The organism is Rhodobacter sp. 4.3.4, from assembly GCF_058724655.1.
Genome location: NZ_JBZXDU010000003.1, coordinates 78,745 through 98,043 on the forward strand (window position 1 = coordinate 78,745; position 19,299 = coordinate 98,043).

Consider the following 19,299-nt stretch of genomic DNA (forward strand, 5'->3'; position numbering starts at 1 on the left):
CCCCCTCAGTCGTCGAGCCCGGGGAAGTACATCTCCATGATGCCGCGCCGCTCGCCGTCGCGGCCCATCTGCAAGATCACGTCGATCGAGCTTTGCAGGTAACGGATCACCTCGGCGAACCCGAGCCGCGTGCCCTGCGCCATCACCAGCAGCGCGAGCCGGTCCATCGCCTTGCGGGCGGAATGCGCATGCAGCGTCGTGAACGAGCCCGAATGGCCGGTGTTGATCGCATCGAGGAACGTCGCAGCTTCCGATCCGCGCAACTCACCAAGGATGATCCGGTCGGGCCGCAAGCGCAGCGTGGCCTGCAAGAGCTTGTCCGCCGAACGTGCCGAGCTGTCGTCGCGCTGCGCGATAAGGCTCACCGCATTCGGCTGTGCGGGCAACAGCTCGAGCGAGTCCTCGATGGTCACGATGCGCTCGTTCTCGGGGACGAGTGACAGCAGACGGCGACCGAGTTCGGTCTTGCCCGTGGACGTGCCCCCCGAGACGATGATGTTGAGCCGTTCCGTGACCAGCCGCTTGAGAAACGCATCGACATCGGTGGCCCTGGCATCGCGCCGGATCGCTGTCACCATCTCGCGGCGTTCCTCCTCAAGCGAGGTGACTTGCGCGCGCAGGAATTCGAACCAGCGGGGCGGGCGTCTGCCCTCGGCGTCACGCGCCCGAAACACCCGGATGCCGATCACCGTGCCCCCGGAGACAGCAGGGCTGCCTACAATCTGACACCGCAGCATCAAGTCGCGATAACGCACCGCGGCAGAAACCAGCGGCAGGGCCTCGGTGAAGGTGTTTGAAGTGGAGTTCGAGATCTGTGCCGCCAGATCTCGCACCTGGCGCGGGGGCAGGGGAGGCAGACACGCTCTGACCATATGCATGGCGCCCGTGCGCTCAACCCAGACCTCGCCATCGGCGTTAATCGCGATTTCCATCACGCCCGGGTCGGAGAGTGCGATATCAAGCTGCCCAAGATAGGAATCAAGATAGCTCATCAGAAAAACTCGAGATCAGTATCGACACGCACCATCACCACCGCGCCTTGATCAACGCTGATCGTCGAGGGGATGTTGAGGTAGTCGGCCATCGCGTCGCCAACGGCATTGCCAAGATCGGTGCCGACATCCTTGGCCGTGTCCGAGGTGACCTCGTTTGAGGCGTATTTCGCGGCCGCAATCGCCGGAACCGCGCCAATCACCGAAATCAGCGCGGCGGAACCGAACCGCTGCAGGAAATGCGTGCGGACCTGCCCGGGCAAACCGGACCGGCCAACCCGGTCGGTGCCATAGGCGGCGAGGGAAACGGTCTGACCATCGGTGGTCACCAATCGGTCCCAAGCGATCAGCACACGTCGTTGTCCTGGCGAGATGTCGGAGTCGTATCGGCCAAAGAGCTTCGATCCGCGCGGCACCAAGACGCGCGACATGTCGAAAGACCACACGTCCTGACTGACCACGGCAGAGACGTTGCCCGCAAGATTGGTGTTGATCGCCGTTTCAAGCGCCGCCTCGATCAGGGTGCCCTGCGTGATCGTATGCGCGGTATTGGCGATCACTTCAGATTGGGTGACGGCTGAGGCCTTGGCCCCCGCGCGCCGGAATGCATCTGCGCCCGCCGCCGCAGCAGTCCCCGTGGAAGCGGCATCACTGCCAGTTACGCCCGCGGAATCGTTGCGAAGGGCAACCATGTCGGAGTTGACCTGCGCATCGCTGAGGGCCTTGGCCTCCTGCCGCCGCCGCGCGAGCTCCTCCTCTCGGGCGCGAGCCGCTTCGGCTTGCCCGTCACTTTGCACCAGCTTCGCGGTGTCCAATTCGGTCTGGAGCCGGATGTTTTCCCGCTCGAGATCCGCGCGTGACGCTTCTTCATTGCGGGCGTCTTCTTCCAGTTGCGCAATCTTTGTGTTCAGCTCCTGCAGCGCTGAAGGGTCGGTGACCGTAACCGGGTTGGCTTTCAGGGCGGTGATCTGAGCTTGTAGACCCGCGAGTTCCAATTTGAGGCGGTCTTCCTCACTGTGATCGGGCTTGATCGTCAGATCGGGTTTGGGGCGCGCGATGGTGAAGCCATCTGTTCCAGCCACGTCACTCTGAAAATCACTCACCGATGCGGTTGCGATCGGCGGAGCGGGCTTTGGAGCCTCCGGCGCGGAAAGTGCCAACCAGACCCCGGCGCCGAGACCCGTCACGGCGGTGACGGCCGACAGCGCATAGGGGTTCACCCCGTGACGCTTTTGCTTTGGCTCCGGTACCTGTATCCGGGCGAGACGTTCGGCAAGTTTGTCGGCCTCGGGGATGTCGGTCATCGCCGCCCTCCAGCGTCGCCGGTGACGCAGACATAGTCCGCGCCATAGCGCAAAACCCAACGTTCGGAGCGGGCACTGACCGTAATCACCGTTCCCGCAACTGCGGAATTGACCGAGTATTCCTGACCGCGGTCATCAGCGCGGAAGATCGTCGGCATGGGTGCGCCGGACGGGATCTTGAACGAAGTCTTGCGGCCATCATCAGACACCGCAATCGGTGCGAAGGAGGGCAGTCGCCCCGCGTGTTTCATCACCCGATATCGCATTGGCGGCTCGGCCGGGATCTCGGTCACGGTCCGCGCCGCCGCGCTTGTCCCCGGCGCGGCGAACTTCACCGAATACTGCGCCGTACCCCGCCCGGTTTCGGTTACGCGCAGGAAGTAGATGTTGCGTTGCGTCTCAATCGTGAGGTTCGTCGATGCCCCAGCGATGACGGGCTTGAGGATGAAAAGGTTCGGCCGCTCGAGCTTGTCGATCTTGAAGCTTTCGAGATCGCCGATGGCAATCGACTGGATCCGCTCTCCGTCCGCCAATTCCACGAGTGTCACCGTGCGCAACCGGGTGGTGACGGTGTAAACTTGCCCCTCCTGATAGGTGGCATAGGTCACGCGGTGATCGCGGTTGCCCGCGCGCGGCGCGGTCTCGGCAAAGACGGGCAGGGCAGTCACCCCGGCGAGGATGGCGGCAAGTGTGCATGAAGAGTACTTCATCTTCAGCCCTCCTGAGGCTGCGGGGATTCCGCGGTGAGGCGGTAATCGGTCACAAGAAACCCGGTCGGGTTTTGCCAGACGAGATCGAGCGCGCTTTTCCGGCTCGGCTCGAAGCGGAAGGTGACTGTGGCAGTGAACTTGCCCTCGCGGTCGGGCACGCCTTCGCCGTCGCTCACCCAAGTCTTCGTGAGACGGACCTGCGAGGTGGTTTCGGTGACAGGCGTGATCGAGAGGATACGCACGATGACCCGAGAATTTTCCCCATAGGCTTTCGGCGGGTAGTTCGGGTGCCCTTCGGTCCAGAGGCTCTTGAGCGAACTTTTCGCGTCGCCCTCGCTCCAAGTATAGGCGCGCAGGATCCGGGTTTCGTTGTCGTGCTGATCGTAGGTCTCGCGGTCCGTCACATAGGCGTAAAGCAGGCTCTGCCGGATCGCTTCGGCCTGCTCCATCCCGGCCTTCTCGACCGAGACGACGCGCTCCGCCACGCCGGTGTCCTTGTCGACGATGGCGAGATAGGCTTCGGTCTCCTTGAGCGGCAAAAGCACCGTGACCGCGATCATGCCCATGAGGCCGATGGCCAAGCCACCGCCCGCGATGCCATAGGCGATGCGCTCGCGTTTGCGCACGCCGAAGAACATCTCGCCTTCGAGAAAACTTCTCAATTCAGGTGGTGAACCTGTCATCGTCTACTCCAATGATTTGGGGGGATCGCGGCCGGCGGTGTGGTGGCGTCAGCCGCCGCGGATGAACTGGCTCAGCCTGAGCCGAACCGCGTGGCCGCGTTCGGCATCCGACCGGGCCTGATCACGTAAATGGTGATGCTCGGTCTTGCCGGTCATGAAACCCGAGCGGAACTGCCCCATCCGGCGCGCGGCATAATCGGAGGTTTTCTCGAGCGGTTTACCAGCAACGCGCAGCGCCTGCGGCGCGATCGAAGCGAGATTGATCTGCCCGGTGATGTGCGAGACCGCCATCGGGATGGCGAGCAAGGCGAAGATCCCGACAAAGACGATCACGAAAAAGCCGAGGATCGAACCGAGGTCGGTGACATCCTTTGCCTTCGTGAACACGTCATGCGCCACAGTGACAACGGCGACGATGATCCCCGCGGAGGCAACGGGATACATCAGATAGCCGATCATGGCCGAAAGCCAGGCTTCGAACATGCCCTTGGTCTTCTCGAATATCGTCGCCGCGATCGAAAGGGGCGCGACCCCGAGCAGGAAGGCGATCATCAGCTTCGCAAAGCCGACGATGAAGACATAGACCGCCATCAGCAGGCCAAGGACGAGGTAAAGGAAGGCGGCGACAAACCCGCGCATGATCGACGACATCGCGGAAGACACGCTGTCAACATTGCCCGCCATCATATTGGCCATGTCGTCCATCGCGGCCGTGGCCGAGGCCCCGACACCAGTCCTGCCCTCCTTGAAGAAGGCAAGCGCCAAGTCGCCAAGCCCATTGCTGGCCGCGTCATAGATCTGGCTGAAGTTCAGCCACGAAAACCCGAACATCATCACCAGCACGATCCGAAAGGCGAGCTGCATCGCATCGCGCATCGCGATCCGATAAACGTTGAGCGCCATGTTGATGCCGATGAGAACCAAAAGCAGCGTCAAAAGGGTCGTGAAGACAGGGGCTACGGCCACAGCCGTCAACTCGAAATACTGCTTGCCCGCGGTGCTGATTGCCCCATCAAGCGTCGACAGAATGCTTGAGACGCTGTCCATCAGAACGGCCCGGCACACATAACTTCGGCCACGGCTATCAGGTTGTCTGCCTCGTCTGAAATCTCTCGAGTTTGCAACCACTTCAGAACTTTGGTCCCGGTCGATTGTCGGAGACCGCTCGCGATCCTTTCAACCTGTGCCCAGTCGGCAGCTTTTGTCGCGCAGCTGCAATTTCGAACTTCGACAACCTCTTTTGCCTGCACGAACCCATAGATGTCGCGGTAGGCGCGGGCCTCCGGCCCTTCTTGCGTTTGCCGGTATTCTTGTGGCCAGACCGACTGACAGCTGCGCCAAGGCTCGTTCACCGCACCTGGGATCGGCCTCACCTCTGCGGGCACGGCGACCGTGGGGAGGACGTCGAGAAAAGCCTCTTCCCCCTCCATCCCGGGTCCAACGAGCGTTTCCGCCGCCGCCACACCGATGATCGCCCATATCAGCGCCGCTGCCGTCGCACCTTTTGCCACACCACCCTTCATGCCCGCACCCAACATGCTCATTTCTCCCCCAAAACCTTGATGAATTTCTGCTCTTCGGCGGCGGTGGCGGCATCCATCACCCCGGCCTCGCCCATGCCCATCAGCTGGGCCGACTCCATGTTCCAGATATTGGCGAGCGCGATCGACAGCTCGGCCGTCACCCGCGTGTTGAGATCGACCGCCTCCTTGAGGCCTTTCGTGTCCGGGATCGCTTGGACGAGTTCATTCACCCGGCCCAGACTTTCCGAGGCTTTCACCGAAGAGGATTCCGCCGCCGCAGAGAGGAACGCCGCCGTGTTGGCCTGCGAGCCGATCCGCGCGGCGTTCGGGTTCTCGCTGTTCGAAAGGGTGTCGACGGTCTTCACGTCGAGCCCGACGGAGGTGAAAAACTCCGACACATATTCCGCCGCTGGCTTGTCCCCCACTTTGCCCGAGGTGGTGATCAGGGAATAGCTGCCGCTCTTGGCCGACTGCAGCCCACCGGTCAGATCGTTCACATCGGGCAGGATATTGTCGAAGAAGGTGTTCGGATCTGGGATGCCAAGCGCTTGAAGGGTAAGCCCATGACGCAGCGCCTCGATCTGGTCCTTGAGGAGCAGGATCTGTTCCGCCTGCTTGAGGATCTGATCGTCAAGCTTCAGGTTCGAGGCGATCAATTCCTTGACCTGCAATTTTGCCTCGGTCAGCACCTCGCCCACCTTGGCAATCGCGGAAAGGTCGATCGTCGGCACGCCTTGCGCCGAGACCGCGAGCGGGGCGGAGGACAGACCGGACACTGCGCATACAGTGATCAGGAAACGCAGATACCGGGCTTTCATTCGATCCCTCCCTTGATCTTGATGAATGTGGCGTCTTCGGCATAGGCCTGCAGGAAGAGCGCATAGCGCGCCTGATCCACGCGAACGCGCGCGGCTTTCACCCGGGCCACCATGACAGCAATGCGCATCGCCTCGGCCCGGGCATAGGTGTTGAGGCCCATCGCCTCTTCCGCGCTCTTCGTTTTCGGAATTTGCTCGATGATCGCGCGCAAACGGGTGAGCGAGGCGCCGATCTCGTTCGTCGCTTCCATGCCGTAATGCATCCCGGCATCGGCAACGTTGCTTGTTTCCGCGATCGCCATGTCGCGCGGATCGAGCGTCCCGATCTGATCGATCCCGCCGATCTTCGCCGCATAGCCGTTGAAGAAGCTTGTGATGCGCAGCACGTAATTCTGCGTTTCCTTGAAGGGCGGCACCCCTCCGTATTTGAGGACATTGCCGGGGCCGGCGTTATAGGCCGCAAGCGCCATGGGCACTGAGCCGAAGCGGTTGAGCTGGGCGAGAAAGTACCGCGCCCCGCCATCGAGCTGCAGCCGCGGGTCATCATAGTAACCCGGATAGATGCCGAGCCCCTTCGCGGTGTCGGGCATGACCTGAGTAAGCCCGAATGCCCCAACCTGGCTGCGCGCACCGATCGAAAAACCGGACTCCTGTTTGACCAAAGACTGAAACCAGATCCGGAACTCGGTCGGGTTCAAACCTGCCTTCGAAAGTCCGGGATGCCCCGCATATTTGCGCGCCGTCTCCACGATCATCTCCTCAATGCTCGATTTCGCATCGCCAAAGAGCCGAGCCGCATAGGGGTTGCTGTCATCCACCGAATAGACTGCGGTTGCCTCGGCCCCGGGGAGTGATTCGAGACCCGCAACAGGCATCGGGGAGCCCGAGAGCAGGGCAAGCGTCTGGTCGAGCGCCGCAAGCTGTTCCTTGTGCAAGTCGTCGATCTTGCTTTTCTTCGCCGTCTCCAGCTGACGCGCCTCGCTCAATGCCGTCATCTGCGTGACCTCAAGGCCGTGCTGGATCGCGGCTTTGCCATCGACCGTCGGCACACCATTCGCGGCCGCCGTGCCAGCCAGCACGATCGCCGCAAGGGCAAAGCCCGAAAAGGAGGTATGCAGATCAGCGGCAGGAAGGGGCATGGCTGGCGCGGCCCAGAACCGGGCTCGATCCTTTCGACGAAACGCTTGCGCTCGGGCTCGCACTTGCCCAACAATTCGTGCGGGCGACGGGCACTTCGGCGCAGGCAGCGAGCACCAGTACTGCGAGTCCTGTAATAGGGAGAATGCGACACTCAAAACTGTGTGTGTGGTGTTTGCCGCTTACTGGACAGAAGACCGGAGCAGTATTGCAGGCTGCTCAGCCAAACTACCGGTGGTTTTGCGGCAGTTTTGAGGCCGGTCGGGCGCCGAGCGGTAGTTTCGCGAATGCGCCAGTAGTGCGGAGACCCTGGCCCGACGCCACCAGCAAGCTGGAGTGGACCGAGTCTCGGCCGTGAGATCGCGCGGCGCCGCTTGCTTTCAAACCAGGTGCCTGGCAGGTCAGAGCGACGCCGGAAGAGCGTCTCGCGCAGGTGCCGCCATATCCTGAAGCGCCTGGTTTCGGCGGGCGAGGGTCTCGTGCCACTCCTGTGCCTCCCGATCCTTGAAGAAGGCGGCAGATGGCGCTAGGCGTGTGACAGCTTCTTCGACTTCCTCAAGCTTCACGCGGAAGAACTCCTTTCGGAAGTTGGACATGTTGATTCTCCGGTCGGCGAACTCGCGGTGAAGCGCTCCTTCTAGGGTCGGCGCCTCGTCGCTGTAGATCATCGCATGGGTGTCGAAAGAGAAGGGCACAGAGGCATCGCCCAGCTCTCTCACCCTGTCGTCCGGGTCCAGGCGACGGGTGAGGCCGATCTTTACCACGTCCTCGCCGAAGGAGCCGATGTTCGAGATGATGTAAACGTAGCCGGACTTCGTCATCTCGGCCATGGCGCGAGCCCGCTCGCTCGCGCTGTGCGCTTCCGCAAGAGAGGCTTCGAGTTCGGTTATGCGGCGACGCATCTCATCGGTCGCAGAGCCAGCCTCCGCCTCTTTGCGTGCTTTGTCGAGAAGCTCCTGGTATTTCCGTTCGGCGCGCTCTGCGGACTCTGCCTCGGCCAGCAGTTTCTTCTCCTCACGCTCCATCCGGGCCAATTCGGCACGTTCGTCCTTCTCGGCCTTCAGGCGCTCGCGACATTCATGTGTCAGCCGCAGTTCCTCGATCTTTAGCGCAACATAGGCGTCGCTGATCGAGAGATTCATCGAGCTGTTCTCGCGGTTGATCGCGGCCGCTGCAGCCACGATCCGCTTCTCCATCGCCACCGCGTTGTTCCATCTGGTGTTTGCGATGGCAGCTTCACACTCGTTGTTGAAAGCACGCATTGTCAGGCGCACCTGCCGATTGACCATTGTCTGACCCTTCGACCGGCTTCCATCGACAGTCCAGCCCGTCGGACAGATGGTGGCAGATCCCTGCGTAATCATCGCCTTCTGACGCTCACGCACTTCCTTGATGCGGGACTTGTAGGTCTCGCTGTCGCCAAAATCGAAGTGCGGCTCGTAGACGCCCAATTCAGCGAACGCGAGTCGCTCGTCGTAGATCGCCACCTGTTGTTCAAGTCGATCGAATACCTTGCGTTTCTCAGCATAGCTGGCACGCAGGTCTTCTACCCGCCGGTTCTCATCAGCAGCAGCGGCTTCTAACTTCTTTAGTTCATCGTCGACAGACAGGATAGGCGCAAACCGCCCGCGCATTTCGTCTAAGATACCCGACAACCGCGCGCATTCGTGCGCATTCTCGTTTTCCAATTCGATAATCCTGCTCGCGCCGCGGCGCGCCTTCCGGGCGCAAATCAGCCACAGGATAAGGAAGAGTGGCGTTGACAGGAACCAGACAAGGATTCCTAAGGTCATCGGGTCGGTGAGGCTGATCGTGTTACCCATGGCAATCTCCCATTAAATAAATCACGTAAATTGAGCGTGGACATAAGAAGAATGCGGCGGAGTTCCGTGATCAGCGCATCAAACTCAAATTCATTCACGCCAAACTTCCCTCACACACGGTCAGAATCTAACCCTAGCGCAAAACCTATGCCTGCTGCAGTCTTTTATCCAGCCCGGTGGAGCGTGTGGTGGAACAAGGAAGGTTCTCTATAGCAGTCGCGAAGACACGTTGATCACCCAATATTATGACCTGTTCCGTCGCACGCGTGATGGCCGTGTAAATCAGTGTCCGGTCCAAGAGGCGGGATGGGAAGACCGGAATGATGACGCGCCGCCACTGAGACCCCTGGGCCTTATGGACCGAGATGGCATAGGCCAGTTCTACGTTGTCCGCGTCGGCTGCATCGAGTTCGAACGGTTTGCCATCCAGCGTGACGTGTCCGATGCCGTCGATCACCGACTGGACGCGGCCCATCGAGCCGTTCATGAGTTCCCGGTCCCAGTCGTTCCGTGTCCAGATGATCGGATCGCCCTCGGCAATGTCGCTACGACCGGGGAAGAGGGCGCCGTCGGTGGCGCGCCGGCGCAACTCATGGAAGTGACGATTGATGGCGTCTATTCCGGCCGGTCCAGCCTTGACCGGAGCAATGATCTGGGTGTCGCTGGAGTCGGCACCCGAGGATCGCAGATCCCGTCCGATCTCGCTGATGACGCTAATCGCGTATTCGGGTGCGGTGGGGATGAAGGAGACGCCAGGGCGGATCCCCTCATAGGTTGCGGGGGCAGGGGTTTTTCCCAGCCGCACTGCCTCGGCAACAGAGGGGATGCCGCTCGCATCAGATTGACGAAGGACCCGATTCAGCACCACATGAGGTATGCGCTCGGTCTGGCAGAACACGTGGAATGTCAGGCCGAAGCCGATCGGGGGTAACTGGGCCGGATCTCCCACCAGCATAAGGTTGGCGTCTCCTAGCACCTTCAGGATCCGCCACAGTGTCGGCAGGTCGAGCATCGACGCTTCGTCGACGATCACCATGGCGCCCGGCGGCACCGCTTCGGCGTCGGAGCGCGCCATGGATTGAAGAAAGCCGGCGATGGTTCGGGCCGGACGGCCGGTCGCAACGGCCATGCGCTGCGCTGCGCGACCGGAGAGCGCCATCAGGTGCAGGGAGCGGCCGAAAGACTCCGCGAGGTCACAGATGCCGCGGAGAGACGTGGTCTTGCCCGAACCGGCATATCCGCCGAGCACCATCACCCGTTGGGAAAGCGCTGTCCGGATCGCCGTTTTCTGCCTGTCGGTAAGGGGATGGAATTGACTGGCGTCGAAGGCCTCAATTCGGGCTTCGACCAGCTTCGGGTCCGGTTTCGGAACCACCAGGTCGTGATAAGGTTCAGAGCGTAGGCAGTCGGTGATGGTGCGGGCGATGAACTCTTCCATCACCGCAGCTCCGAACGGCTGCAGGCCATCGCTAAGCCGACAGGCTCCGCCGCTCTCCACCGCGGCGTTGATCGCCGACAGCGCGGGGTGTCCGGCGGGCGCCGCTGCGCTATTGAGGAGCTTCGCGACGCCCGCCTCGACGTCGCGTTCCGCCGCGAATGTATCGTTCCGGTCCAGCGCGGCGTAGAGCACCGCTTCGACCGCCGCCACTGCGCGCCGCGGATCGTCTGGCGCGATGCCAAGGGCCGTCGCAATCTGCTCGACCCTGCGCCAAGGCAAGAAAGCAGTTAGGAGGTAGGGGTTCTCCCTGAGAGCCTCGACCCCTTCGCCACCCCAGCACCGGGCAACCCGGATCGCGGTCAGAACTCCGACGGCCTCGACCACCCCGTTTCGCTCCAGCCAGTCAAGAAGATCGGCCTCCGGTGCCTTAACGTCGAAGGCAGCGAAGGTCGTCTCGGCCAGATCGTGCCCTAGGATCTCGATGATGCCGGGATCCCGAACAGCCAAGGCGTCGCGCAGATAACGTCCAAAGCGATCGGCGAGCCGCGCCGCCAACGCCGTGCCGATCCCGCGGAAATCGCTGTCCGCAGCCATGAAGTTCGCGAGCGCGCCGTGGAGTTTCGGCATCGGGATGATGCTGGTGGACTGATCTTGACGCTTCGGAGATCGGGTCACTCGCCGAGGTCCTCAAAGAGCGGTCCGGCGCCCGTTGGGCGGGAGCGGCGACCAGCGGTGATAAGGTGTTCCTCAATCAGGCACTGCTGCCGCATGCGGGCGCGCAGTGCCGCGTTGCGTGCGGTCATCTCGCTGAGGCGCCGTTCGAGGAGGGCAACCCGGCGCTGCTCCTCGCGTAGACGTGCCAGCGGGACCATGGCCTCGGGGGAATTGTTTACAGTGCTGTCGGCTCCTGCCTCCTCGATGCCGGTCAGTCCCTTGGCCTCTACCGCCGCCTCGATCATGGCACGGGCGTTTCGGTTCTTGTAGAGGATCTGGCGGTCAAAGCCACAGGCGACGGCCACGGCCGATACATTCAACTTACCGTTGCGCACGGGCAGGGCCTCGACATGGGCAAGGTAGTGCTCGAGTCGCGCCTCGTACTCCCGGGCCATGTTGAGTGACGATTTCCCGGTCATGTCCGGCCTCCACGCGTCCTGGGCGTCGTCGGGTTGCGGTTGATCGGGGCAAGCGGCCGGTCGAGATCGCCCTCCGGGATCTGCCGCACGCGGGCCCCGTTGATAAGCCGAAGATTTCGTTCGAGAAGCGTTCGGTTCTCGGCCTCGAGACGGTGGATCTCGGCCTCGAGGCGGTCGATGTGTGCCTGAAGGGCGTCGATCTTACGCGTGGTCGGGCGCGGTCCCAGGACACGCTGGCGAGGGGCCTCCGACTTGGCGAGGCGCGCCTGTTTCAGATCCGGAATGCGGCGCAGTGCCTCCACGGCCCGCTCAATGCCAAATTCTTTCAGGACGAAGGTCCGCACCTCTGGCCATGATGGCACGTCCGATCGGCCGATGATCCAGTCCGCGGTCATCGCAATCTCGGCCGCGCTCATGTGGCGGTTGGGTCTCAGCCTACTCATCGATAGGCCCCGAGTGGTACGGGACCGTTCGGATCCGCGCCAAAGATTTCCCCGGTGCCACCGGATCAAACTGTGGTGTGGGTGCCATCTTAGCCACCAAGATGGGTGAGCCATCGACCACATCAGCGCTTTCGAGGATTGCGACCAGCTGTTCGAGACGGGCAATCTTGCGATCGAAGGTCTCCATCCAGCGCGGCGAGGCGCGAAGGCCCCCAGCGATCCGCTCCCGCGCCCGAGCCTGCAACTGACGCTCGCGCTCCAGTTCCCGTCGGATGTTCGCCAGCTTGACATCGGCCCCCTTGATGCAAACCAGATGGGTGCAGTTCAGGCACTCCCCGAACATCTGGCAGGGGTTCTGCCGCAGGGACTGCAGGCACCAACCGAAGGGCGTGGTGTGCGCGGTCTCTTTAATCTGGGCGATATCGAAGGCGGTCTCGCTGTCAATCGGGATCGGGGCAAGGCTCTCAATGTCGCGCGCCTTGCGGATCCGTGTCAACAGTTCTCGGGCGGTCTCGTGGTCGTAGGTGCTGTTCTGCCGAAGGCTTTTTCGTCCGGACCAGAGCGCGATGTCGGCAGGCGGCACCGAGGCCTTGGCGGCGAGCGTGTTAAGGTAGTGGCGAGGCTTGTGGGTATTCACGATCAGCGGCGAGCCGTCCGGCAAGCGGATTCCCATCTCCTCGAAGATGGAGGTGGAAGGTTCGCCCGGAAAACCCTGAAGTGCCGCCATGATTTGGTGGTAGGTGATCGGTTCCACGCGATCGAGCCGTCCTGCGTCCGAGACCGTCACGAAGATGCTATGCGGATGCGCCACCATCAGCGCCCGCTCGTAAGGGATGTGCGCGTCGCCGGGGAGGAACGGCCAGTCCTTTGGCGTCTTCCCAAACTTCGCCTCGCCTGCGGCCGCGGCGCGCGCGAGGCGACGGGCGGGCTCGGTATGGAGCTTGATGCGCGCGAGTGCCTCCTGCGCAACTGCCACCATCGCCTTAGGTATGAACTTGATCTGAGGCGCGCCACCCTTCTTCGGCCACCAGCGCAAACCCGCTTGGTAGCCGTCGCCAGGATCGAGCACCGCATCACAATCCACTGGCAGCTCAAGGATTTCCGAGATGCGAGCCGGGGCGCAGCAGAGCAACGCGAGCACGGCGGTAGTGACCTGCTGACGCGGCGTCTGGGCGTTCACGAAAGCCTCGGTCACGGCTTCGAGCTCGTCCCGGCTGAAGGTGCGGTCGTCGTCGTAGGCGCTGAGGCGGGATTCCATGGAAAAGCGCCGCCCGCCACTCGACCACTCGAATGGCGACCGGACCACGCCCGCCGCGTTCAGCGCCTGCGCTACCCATTCAAGCGCCTTCGCGCGCTGTTCGACACCATAGGGTTCGCCGCCTTCCGCGCGGATGCGGTCGATCGCGGCATCTAAGAAGGCCGGCGTGACATCGGCAGGCTCGTTAACCCCGGCCTCCAGCATCACCGCCGCCAGTACGCGCATCATCACGACCGGCTTGGTATATTTCCCGATCTGGCGCTTTCGGCCGAACTCTTCCGCAATCTTGAAGGCGACATAGGCGCGAGCGAAGGCTCCGAACGCACCAGTCAGGTCCGGCCCCTTTGAACGGCCACCTGCAAAAGTTACATAAGTGGGCGCGTTAACACGCTCCGGCTTTGCGAGACCCGTCAGGTCCCACGCCGGAGCCTCCCAGACGATGGCGGAGGCCGCCATGAAGGGCAGGGACCTCGCGGCCGCGACATAGTCGACAAGATTTTCGTCGCAGTCCTCACCGCGCGGGCGGAACGTAATTATCTCAGCCATCAGCGACCTCCTGTTGCTTGATCGCCTCCAGAAGGTCCATGATCGCCACGATCGTCGCGGTACGGGCCTCGGCCACTTCGGCGTGGCCGGCCTCGATCAATTCGCTCTGCCGGGCGAGAAGGGCCGCCAGCAAGGACTCATGTGGTGCCCCGGCCCAAGCCCTGAACTTGCGGCAGGTGTAGCAGGCGATCGGAGCCACTCCGGCGTCGATTGCCTGACAACCACCGATCTCGCAAGATCCGACCCCGGTCAGGTCCTTATCGCGAAGCACCGCATCCGGATATTGCTGCGCCTGTCGGTCTTTCGCCTCCCGCACGATCTTCCCAAGGAACCGGTCGGCAATCGGGATGAAGGCCTCGCCGACCAGTCTCTCCATGCGCTGGAAGTGATCGATCCCCGCGTCCACATAAGCTTGGCAGCTTTCGGGGCTGGAATGGCCGGCGTTGGCGGCGATCTCCAGAGCGTTGCAGCCGTTCATGGCGAGACCGGTCAGTACCGTGTGCCGTTCACGCTGCGGGTTCACGACCAATATGCGGCCGCTGATTGGGCTCGCCACAGCGAGGCGGGCAAACAGCCTCACGAAGACTTTCTGTATGCCGCTTTTACCTTGATGGTGTTCCAACCCAGATGAGACAGCGACGACCATGCGTTTTGGTGGGAAGAGTTGCGCGTCTTCCGGATCCTGTCCGTGGGCTAAACGAGACAGGACATTGCTCTCGATATGAAGGAACAGCACATCCGCCAGCCCCTGGGTGATTGGCTTCCACGGCATGAACGCGCCGCGCTCCGGAATCCCACGCTGTTTCAGAAGCGGGATCCGAACCTCGACGCGCTCTCCGTTGCGCCGTAGGTCGCATACCTTCATGGCCGCAAGTTGTGCTGGCCTCATTCCAAGGCCACGGAACATCCGCACCACCGTATAATCGTACAGGTCGACCTGGCCCGAGTTGAATGCTGCGTCGAGCGCCGCTTTCAGCGCCGCGTCCTCGGCAGGACGATAGGCCCCAGCATCGGGGTCCCATGTGCGCACCGCATCCTTGTCATTCTTCGGTGGCACCCGAATCTGAGCGATGAAGTCGTGCGTCTCTGGCAGGATTCCGGGCAGCTTCAGCGTCCTCCAGGTTTCTGTAAGGATACGAAGCTGTCCGAGGTGCGCGACGTTGCCGCGCGCGCACCAGTGAGCGACATCCTCCGCGTCGATCTCTTCGACCGGCCCATCGCGACGTTGCTGTGCAAACAGAACAAGGTTTCTGAACTGGCGGAAGGCTGCATCGACTGTTTTGAGATTTCGGGTGCCGACCATGGTACTCATCAATCGCTTCGCGGACGTGAGCAGGTCGTCCGACAGGCTATTTCTCAATAGGGTAAAGTCGATATTGACGGCACCGCTGAGGGTGCGGAATGCCCAGAAATCCTGCTCGGGATCGAACGGTGTGCCATCCGAGGCAAACGCTTGCCGATATTCAGACCGAACTACAGGCGTCAAAGTCGTGGGAAATTTCACGAACGGCTCTCCTGAACTCGGAGTCCTGCCTTGAAAGCGGCTTCGGTCAAGTGATCGCCTCGGTATTCAGCAGCCATCTTGCTCAGATAGGACCAACCGCCAAGGAAGTTGGCGAAGCGCGCGAAGTCCTCGGCGCTGATCCGGGCTGCAATTGCCCAGTCGGCCAGGTTCTGAATCCAGCCATGCCGAAGGTGGTGTGGCGTCAGTCCTTCGATTCCGAGATGCTGTCCGAGTTCGTGGACCACTCGGCCGACGGTGCGATCGGAGATTGGCGTCCCATGTGTACAGTTGTCGTGGCTCAGGAAGACAAAGGGCGAACCGCGCTTCTCTGCCGCGTCGCTTCCCGGGCCCAACATGTAGTCCTCCAGCGCTTGCGCAACAGTGGGGCCGAAGGGCACGATCCGGTCGAGGGTCTTTGCATTAGGCTCACGGGTCCGCGGGTCTTCCGGATCGTCATGCCGTCGCTCCACCCGGATCTCGCAGGCTGCAAGATCAATGTCCTCGGGCTTTAACTGCCGTGCTTCACCTTGACGAATGCCGGATGCCACCAATAGGCAGACGAGGGCCCAGTTGCGCCGCGCCATCGCTTCCGTCTTCCAGACGTCGAAGGGGTCGCCCGCGGCAGCGAAAGCGGCAACGCGAGCTAGATCGGCAGCCTGTATAATGTTTCTGATCCGCGAGGACTGGATCCTTGGCTGGTGAACCGCTATGCGAGCGGCCATATCCTTGCGCGCGACAATCCGCTCGGCGAGCTCCAGCGAACGCTTTCGAAGATGGGCCTCGGACATGCGCCCAACGAAATCGAAATAGCGGGCAGCCGTCGCCAAGCGCCGACACTTCAAGGTATTACTGACGATGTCGGCCTTCGACATGGTGAGACCGCGGCGCATCTCCGTTACCTCGGGCAAAGTGATCCGTCGCAGAGCCGCGGTCTTCAGCCCGCAGGCTTCCGCCAGTGTCTCAATCTCGTCCAGACCGAAATACTCGCCAGCCTCGAGCCGCGCATTCAGGTCGATGCGCTCCCGAAGCGCCCAGAGCCCGAGGTGAACCAGATCTGAGGCTTCCGCGCCCATGGTCTCTGACGAGTGGCCATGTGAACGCCGCGAGAGAGCCAGCGCCGTCGGGTAGTATGCCGGCGCGCCGGCATCGTCGATAACGGTGACAAAGCGTTCGCCATCCGCGAGGATGTAGCGCTGTACGCGACAAAAATACCGGTTCGTGGCAGGGGGAACATAAGACATTCGGCGCGCCTCCGAACGAAATAAGAACACATTCGGCAAGCTCATGCAATCACGTCACTAAGAGGGCAAAACTACCGCTTTTCGTGGTGAGATTCTGATAAGCAATCTTATGTAAAATTGTGATCGCATCCGATCCTCACTCTTTCCAGAACTGCGGGCGCGTGGCGTAATCCGCGCCGAAAGCGTTATTCCCGGCCTGACCGCCACCCAACGCCGTCAAAAGCGGTCCCAGTGCCTTCAGGTCGACATCGAGCACCGTTGATCCGCGCGGGTTGCGCGAAAGGACCAGCCGCTGGCCCGGGATCGGCGTCAGCACGAAATCCAGCTCGCCGTCGGTAAGGCGGAACCCGTCATAGTCGGCCGCCTCGGCTTCGCCGTTCGGGAACAAAAGCTGGTTCGGCAAGGCCTCAAGGATCGAGCGCGCTTTCGAGCCGCGGATCTGGCTCGGAAACTGTGTCATCATCACCACGACGACATTCTTCTTGCGCGCGGTGACGAGCCATTCGGCGAGCTTGCGCGAGAAATAGTCGTCGTCGAGCACCTTCCAGGCCTCGTCGATCAGGATCAGCGTCGGGCGCTTTTCTTCGATCAGCATCTCGATGCGCCGGAAGAGATAGCCCAGAATTGCGCTGCGCTCAGTGCCAAGGTCGAGGATCTCGGTCAGATCGACCGCAGTCACGTCATGGCTTTCGAAATCCACGACCGGCTCATTCGCCTCGCCGAAGACCCAGCCGTAACGTCCGCCCGGCCCCCACTCGGCAAGCCGCTGCGCCAGATCGAGCCCATCGCCCACATCGCCGAACAACTCCTGAAAGGCGCAGAAGTTTCGAAGCCCCGCATGCGCTTTCCCGTTTTGGGCGACGGCCGATTTGATCGCCTCCGATTGCAGCGGGGTCATGGCACCGCTTCGGGATTCAAGCAAGCTCACCAACCAATCGAGCAACCAGGCCTCGCCGCGCTCGCCTGCCTCGGTGGCCAAAGGGTTGAGGCCCGTCGGCCTGCCCGCCCGGATTTCCGCATAGCGTCCGCCCAGGGCATGGACGGCCATTTTGAGACCGGCCTCCTTGTCGAAGATGATCGTGCGGCCCCCGGCGCGCTGAGCCTGCGCCGCCAGAAACGCGACCGTCGTTGTCTTGCCGCCCCCGGATTTTCCCAGAACGAGCGTGTGGCCATTGGTGGGCTCCGCCTGCGGGTCGCCCGGTTCGTGAAAGCTGAACCGGTGCAGACTGCCCTGAAGGGTCGGAAACACCGTGATCGGGGTGCGCCAGGGCAGAGCCTCCGCTCCAGTTCCGGTGTCGGCCGCATGCAACGCGGCAAGATCGGCGAAATTGATCGACGAAACCGTCATGTCGCGGGCGCGGTAATCCATGTTGCCCGGATGCATGGCGAACACGCCGGCCTCGAGCGCGGTCACCTCTCGCACAAGCCGCATGCCGTTCTGGTGCGCAATGCCGCGAATGCGCGCCACTTCGGTCTCGAGGGCGGCCGCGTCATCGGCAAAAATGGTGATGGTCATCTGGTGCAGACCAAAACCCAACGTGCCGCTTTCTGCCTTGTCGGCCGCCTCGAAAAGCTGCGCCTCGATCGTGGCCGCGATGTCCTCCGCCGCACGCATTTGCGCGACACGCCGCTTGACCCGCTCGGCGATGCCCGTCCGTTCAATTGGCGTGTAACTGTGGGTGATGATCACATCCCGACTGGCGCCGAGCGCATCGAGCATCCCGGGCCAGGTAGAGGTCGGGTAGGATTTGACGAAGAGGAGTGCGCCGACGCGCGGCCGCAGACCACCCTCCTCCACGGTAAACTGGCCTTTCCCGAAGTGCAGCGATGCCGCGGCCGCATCTTCGGCGAGAAGGCAGAAAGGCGCCCGGCGCAAGGGTTTCATCTCGCCCGTCAGAAGCGAGGCATAAAACCCGAGTAAGCTGCCATCGCTGATCCTGAGCCGTTTCGTGCGCACACCAAGCCCGCTCTCGAGGATCGCCGCGACCTCGCGCAGTTCCTCAAGCCTGCGCGTCGTGTCATCGCCCCAGACCTTCGAGGCCGCGCGCCGAAAGAGCGGGACCGGCGGCACCGAAGTTTGGCGGCGCACCACGGTCAAAACGAGCACGCTTTCTTGCAGGTTGCGCCGCGCCAGCTCGTCGGTCCAGACGCGATCGACATCCGCGGCGAAGCCGGATCCGCGGATCGGTGCGACACCCGTCGTCGTCGGGCGCATGAGGCGATGCAGGTAGAAACAGAACCGCTCATCGAGTGTGTCGAAGAGATGCGCGAGCCCCGCCCGCAGCGCGAGAATGGTCGACTGGCCCGAGGTGACGCCGTCGATCCCGATGATCTCGAAGGACACCATCAGCGCGTTCTCGCGAGTGCGCACGGTTTCGTCGTCGATCTCGATGAGATAGGGCAGATGCGCATAGACCTTCGGGTCGCGCGTATGCAGCCCGCGCGCCCTCTGCGTCCGTTTCGTTTCGGCCAACTCAGGAAACATGACGGCGCTCCCGCCGCAGGAGCGCCATTGGCGTCACCTGCATCATTACCGAGAGCACATGATGACCGTTCGGATTGATCCGCGTCGCGGCGCGCGCGAGCCCGTACCAGAACGGCACCGTCAAAAACCACGTCATCACCTTGAAAAGGATGAACGGGAGTACAGCCATCCCGCCCACCGCCATGGCATAGGGCATCGGCAGCCCGAGAAACTTCGCTTGCCGTGAAAGCCCAAGGATGACCGCACTCTTCTCCATGGTCC

At 62.3% G+C, this 19,299-nt stretch carries 17 protein-coding genes; all 17 read right to left on the bottom strand.

The annotated features are described in order from the left end of the window. Nucleotides 1-5 precede the first annotated feature (5 nt). Complete coding sequence (locus AC4PTB_RS18490) at nt 6-992, bottom strand: ATPase, T2SS/T4P/T4SS family (RefSeq protein ID WP_492192677.1); 987 nt, start codon at nt 990-992, stop codon at nt 6-8. After that, on the bottom strand, nt 992-2,296 hold the full coding sequence (locus AC4PTB_RS18495) for a TraB/TrbI/VirB10 family type IV secretion system protein (protein WP_492192678.1): 1,305 nt from the start codon (nt 2,294-2,296) through the stop codon (nt 992-994). The genes AC4PTB_RS18490 and AC4PTB_RS18495 overlap by 1 nt, the downstream gene beginning before the upstream one ends. Continuing rightward, entirely contained in the window at nt 2,293-3,006 is a 714-nt protein-coding gene (locus AC4PTB_RS18500; protein WP_492192679.1) for a TrbG/VirB9 family P-type conjugative transfer protein, read from the bottom strand. The genes AC4PTB_RS18495 and AC4PTB_RS18500 overlap by 4 nt, the downstream gene beginning before the upstream one ends. A gap of 2 nt (nt 3,007-3,008) precedes the next feature. Beyond that, nucleotides 3,009-3,644, bottom strand: coding sequence for a VirB8 family type IV secretion system protein (locus AC4PTB_RS18505; RefSeq protein ID WP_492192680.1), 636 nt, complete (start codon nt 3,642-3,644; stop codon nt 3,009-3,011). 93 nt (nt 3,645-3,737) lie between these two features. After that, on the bottom strand, nt 3,738-4,736 hold the full coding sequence (locus AC4PTB_RS18510; protein ID WP_492192681.1) for a TrbL/VirB6 family protein: 999 nt from the start codon (nt 4,734-4,736) through the stop codon (nt 3,738-3,740). Next, complete coding sequence (locus AC4PTB_RS18515; protein WP_492192682.1) at nt 4,736-5,233, bottom strand: hypothetical protein; 498 nt, start codon at nt 5,231-5,233, stop codon at nt 4,736-4,738. Before AC4PTB_RS18515 ends, AC4PTB_RS18510 begins: the two co-directional genes overlap by 1 nt. Continuing rightward, nucleotides 5,230-6,030, bottom strand: a complete 801-nt coding sequence (locus AC4PTB_RS18520; RefSeq protein ID WP_492192683.1) for a type IV secretion system protein — start codon at nt 6,028-6,030, stop codon at nt 5,230-5,232. Before AC4PTB_RS18520 ends, AC4PTB_RS18515 begins: the two co-directional genes overlap by 4 nt. Then, entirely contained in the window at nt 6,027-7,325 is a 1,299-nt protein-coding gene (locus tag AC4PTB_RS18525) for a lytic transglycosylase domain-containing protein (RefSeq protein WP_492192684.1), read from the bottom strand. Before AC4PTB_RS18525 ends, AC4PTB_RS18520 begins: the two co-directional genes overlap by 4 nt. A 243-nt stretch (nt 7,326-7,568) precedes the next feature. Beyond that, nucleotides 7,569-8,990 (bottom strand): SNIPE associated domain-containing protein, encoded by a 1,422-nt coding sequence (locus tag AC4PTB_RS18530; RefSeq protein ID WP_492189564.1) that lies wholly within the window; start codon nt 8,988-8,990, stop codon nt 7,569-7,571. Between the two features lie 145 nt (nt 8,991-9,135). Next, nucleotides 9,136-11,055, bottom strand: coding sequence for an AAA family ATPase (locus AC4PTB_RS18535; protein ID WP_492189565.1), 1,920 nt, complete (start codon nt 11,053-11,055; stop codon nt 9,136-9,138). Between the two features lie 44 nt (nt 11,056-11,099). Further along, nucleotides 11,100-11,561 (bottom strand): hypothetical protein, encoded by a 462-nt coding sequence (locus tag AC4PTB_RS18540; RefSeq protein WP_492189566.1) that lies wholly within the window; start codon nt 11,559-11,561, stop codon nt 11,100-11,102. Next, nucleotides 11,558-11,977, bottom strand: a complete 420-nt coding sequence (locus tag AC4PTB_RS18545) for a coiled-coil domain-containing protein (RefSeq protein ID WP_492189567.1) — start codon at nt 11,975-11,977, stop codon at nt 11,558-11,560. Before AC4PTB_RS18545 ends, AC4PTB_RS18540 begins: the two co-directional genes overlap by 4 nt. 19 nt (nt 11,978-11,996) lie before the next feature. Continuing rightward, nucleotides 11,997-13,808, bottom strand: a complete 1,812-nt coding sequence (locus AC4PTB_RS18550) for a hypothetical protein (RefSeq protein WP_492189568.1) — start codon at nt 13,806-13,808, stop codon at nt 11,997-11,999. Further along, the gene (locus tag AC4PTB_RS18555; protein ID WP_492189569.1) at nt 13,801-15,312 is read right to left on the bottom strand and encodes a hypothetical protein; all 1,512 of its coding nucleotides are present in this window, start codon (nt 15,310-15,312) and stop codon (nt 13,801-13,803) included. The genes AC4PTB_RS18550 and AC4PTB_RS18555 overlap by 8 nt, the downstream gene beginning before the upstream one ends. After that, complete coding sequence (locus AC4PTB_RS18560) at nt 15,309-16,553, bottom strand: tyrosine-type recombinase/integrase (protein ID WP_492189570.1); 1,245 nt, start codon at nt 16,551-16,553, stop codon at nt 15,309-15,311. The genes AC4PTB_RS18555 and AC4PTB_RS18560 overlap by 4 nt, the downstream gene beginning before the upstream one ends. 136 nt (nt 16,554-16,689) lie before the next feature. Next, nucleotides 16,690-19,038: a VirB4 family type IV secretion/conjugal transfer ATPase gene (locus AC4PTB_RS18565; RefSeq protein ID WP_492192685.1), complete on the bottom strand. Its 2,349-nt coding sequence runs from the start codon at nt 19,036-19,038 to the stop codon at nt 16,690-16,692. Next, nucleotides 19,028-19,294, bottom strand: coding sequence for a VirB3 family type IV secretion system protein (locus AC4PTB_RS18570; protein WP_492192686.1), 267 nt, complete (start codon nt 19,292-19,294; stop codon nt 19,028-19,030). Before AC4PTB_RS18570 ends, AC4PTB_RS18565 begins: the two co-directional genes overlap by 11 nt. Nucleotides 19,295-19,299 lie beyond the last annotated feature (5 nt).

Excerpts from the sequence above, each read along its gene's own strand:
- AC4PTB_RS18490 (WP_492192677.1), bottom strand. The coding sequence starts at position 992 with ATGAGCTATCTTGATTCCTATCTTGGGCAGCTTGATATCGCACTCTCC.
- AC4PTB_RS18495 (WP_492192678.1), bottom strand. The coding sequence starts at position 2,296 with ATGACCGACATCCCCGAGGCCGACAAACTTGCCGAACGTCTCGCCCGG.
- AC4PTB_RS18500 (WP_492192679.1), bottom strand. The coding sequence starts at position 3,006 with ATGAAGTACTCTTCATGCACACTTGCCGCCATCCTCGCCGGGGTGACT.
- AC4PTB_RS18505 (WP_492192680.1), bottom strand. The coding sequence starts at position 3,644 with ATGTTCTTCGGCGTGCGCAAACGCGAGCGCATCGCCTATGGCATCGCG.
- AC4PTB_RS18510 (WP_492192681.1), bottom strand. The coding sequence starts at position 4,736 with ATGGACAGCGTCTCAAGCATTCTGTCGACGCTTGATGGGGCAATCAGC.
- AC4PTB_RS18515 (WP_492192682.1), bottom strand. The coding sequence starts at position 5,233 with ATGAGCATGTTGGGTGCGGGCATGAAGGGTGGTGTGGCAAAAGGTGCG.
- AC4PTB_RS18520 (WP_492192683.1), bottom strand. The coding sequence starts at position 6,030 with ATGAAAGCCCGGTATCTGCGTTTCCTGATCACTGTATGCGCAGTGTCC.
- AC4PTB_RS18530 (WP_492189564.1), bottom strand. The coding sequence starts at position 8,990 with ATGGGTAACACGATCAGCCTCACCGACCCGATGACCTTAGGAATCCTT.
- AC4PTB_RS18535 (WP_492189565.1), bottom strand. The coding sequence starts at position 11,055 with ATGCCGAAACTCCACGGCGCGCTCGCGAACTTCATGGCTGCGGACAGC.
- AC4PTB_RS18540 (WP_492189566.1), bottom strand. The coding sequence starts at position 11,561 with ATGACCGGGAAATCGTCACTCAACATGGCCCGGGAGTACGAGGCGCGA.
- AC4PTB_RS18545 (WP_492189567.1), bottom strand. The coding sequence starts at position 11,977 with ATGAGCGCGGCCGAGATTGCGATGACCGCGGACTGGATCATCGGCCGA.
- AC4PTB_RS18550 (WP_492189568.1), bottom strand. The coding sequence starts at position 13,808 with ATGGCTGAGATAATTACGTTCCGCCCGCGCGGTGAGGACTGCGACGAA.
- AC4PTB_RS18560 (WP_492189570.1), bottom strand. The coding sequence starts at position 16,553 with ATGTCTTATGTTCCCCCTGCCACGAACCGGTATTTTTGTCGCGTACAG.
- AC4PTB_RS18565 (WP_492192685.1), bottom strand. The coding sequence starts at position 19,038 with ATGTTTCCTGAGTTGGCCGAAACGAAACGGACGCAGAGGGCGCGCGGG.
- AC4PTB_RS18570 (WP_492192686.1), bottom strand. The coding sequence starts at position 19,294 with ATGGAGAAGAGTGCGGTCATCCTTGGGCTTTCACGGCAAGCGAAGTTT.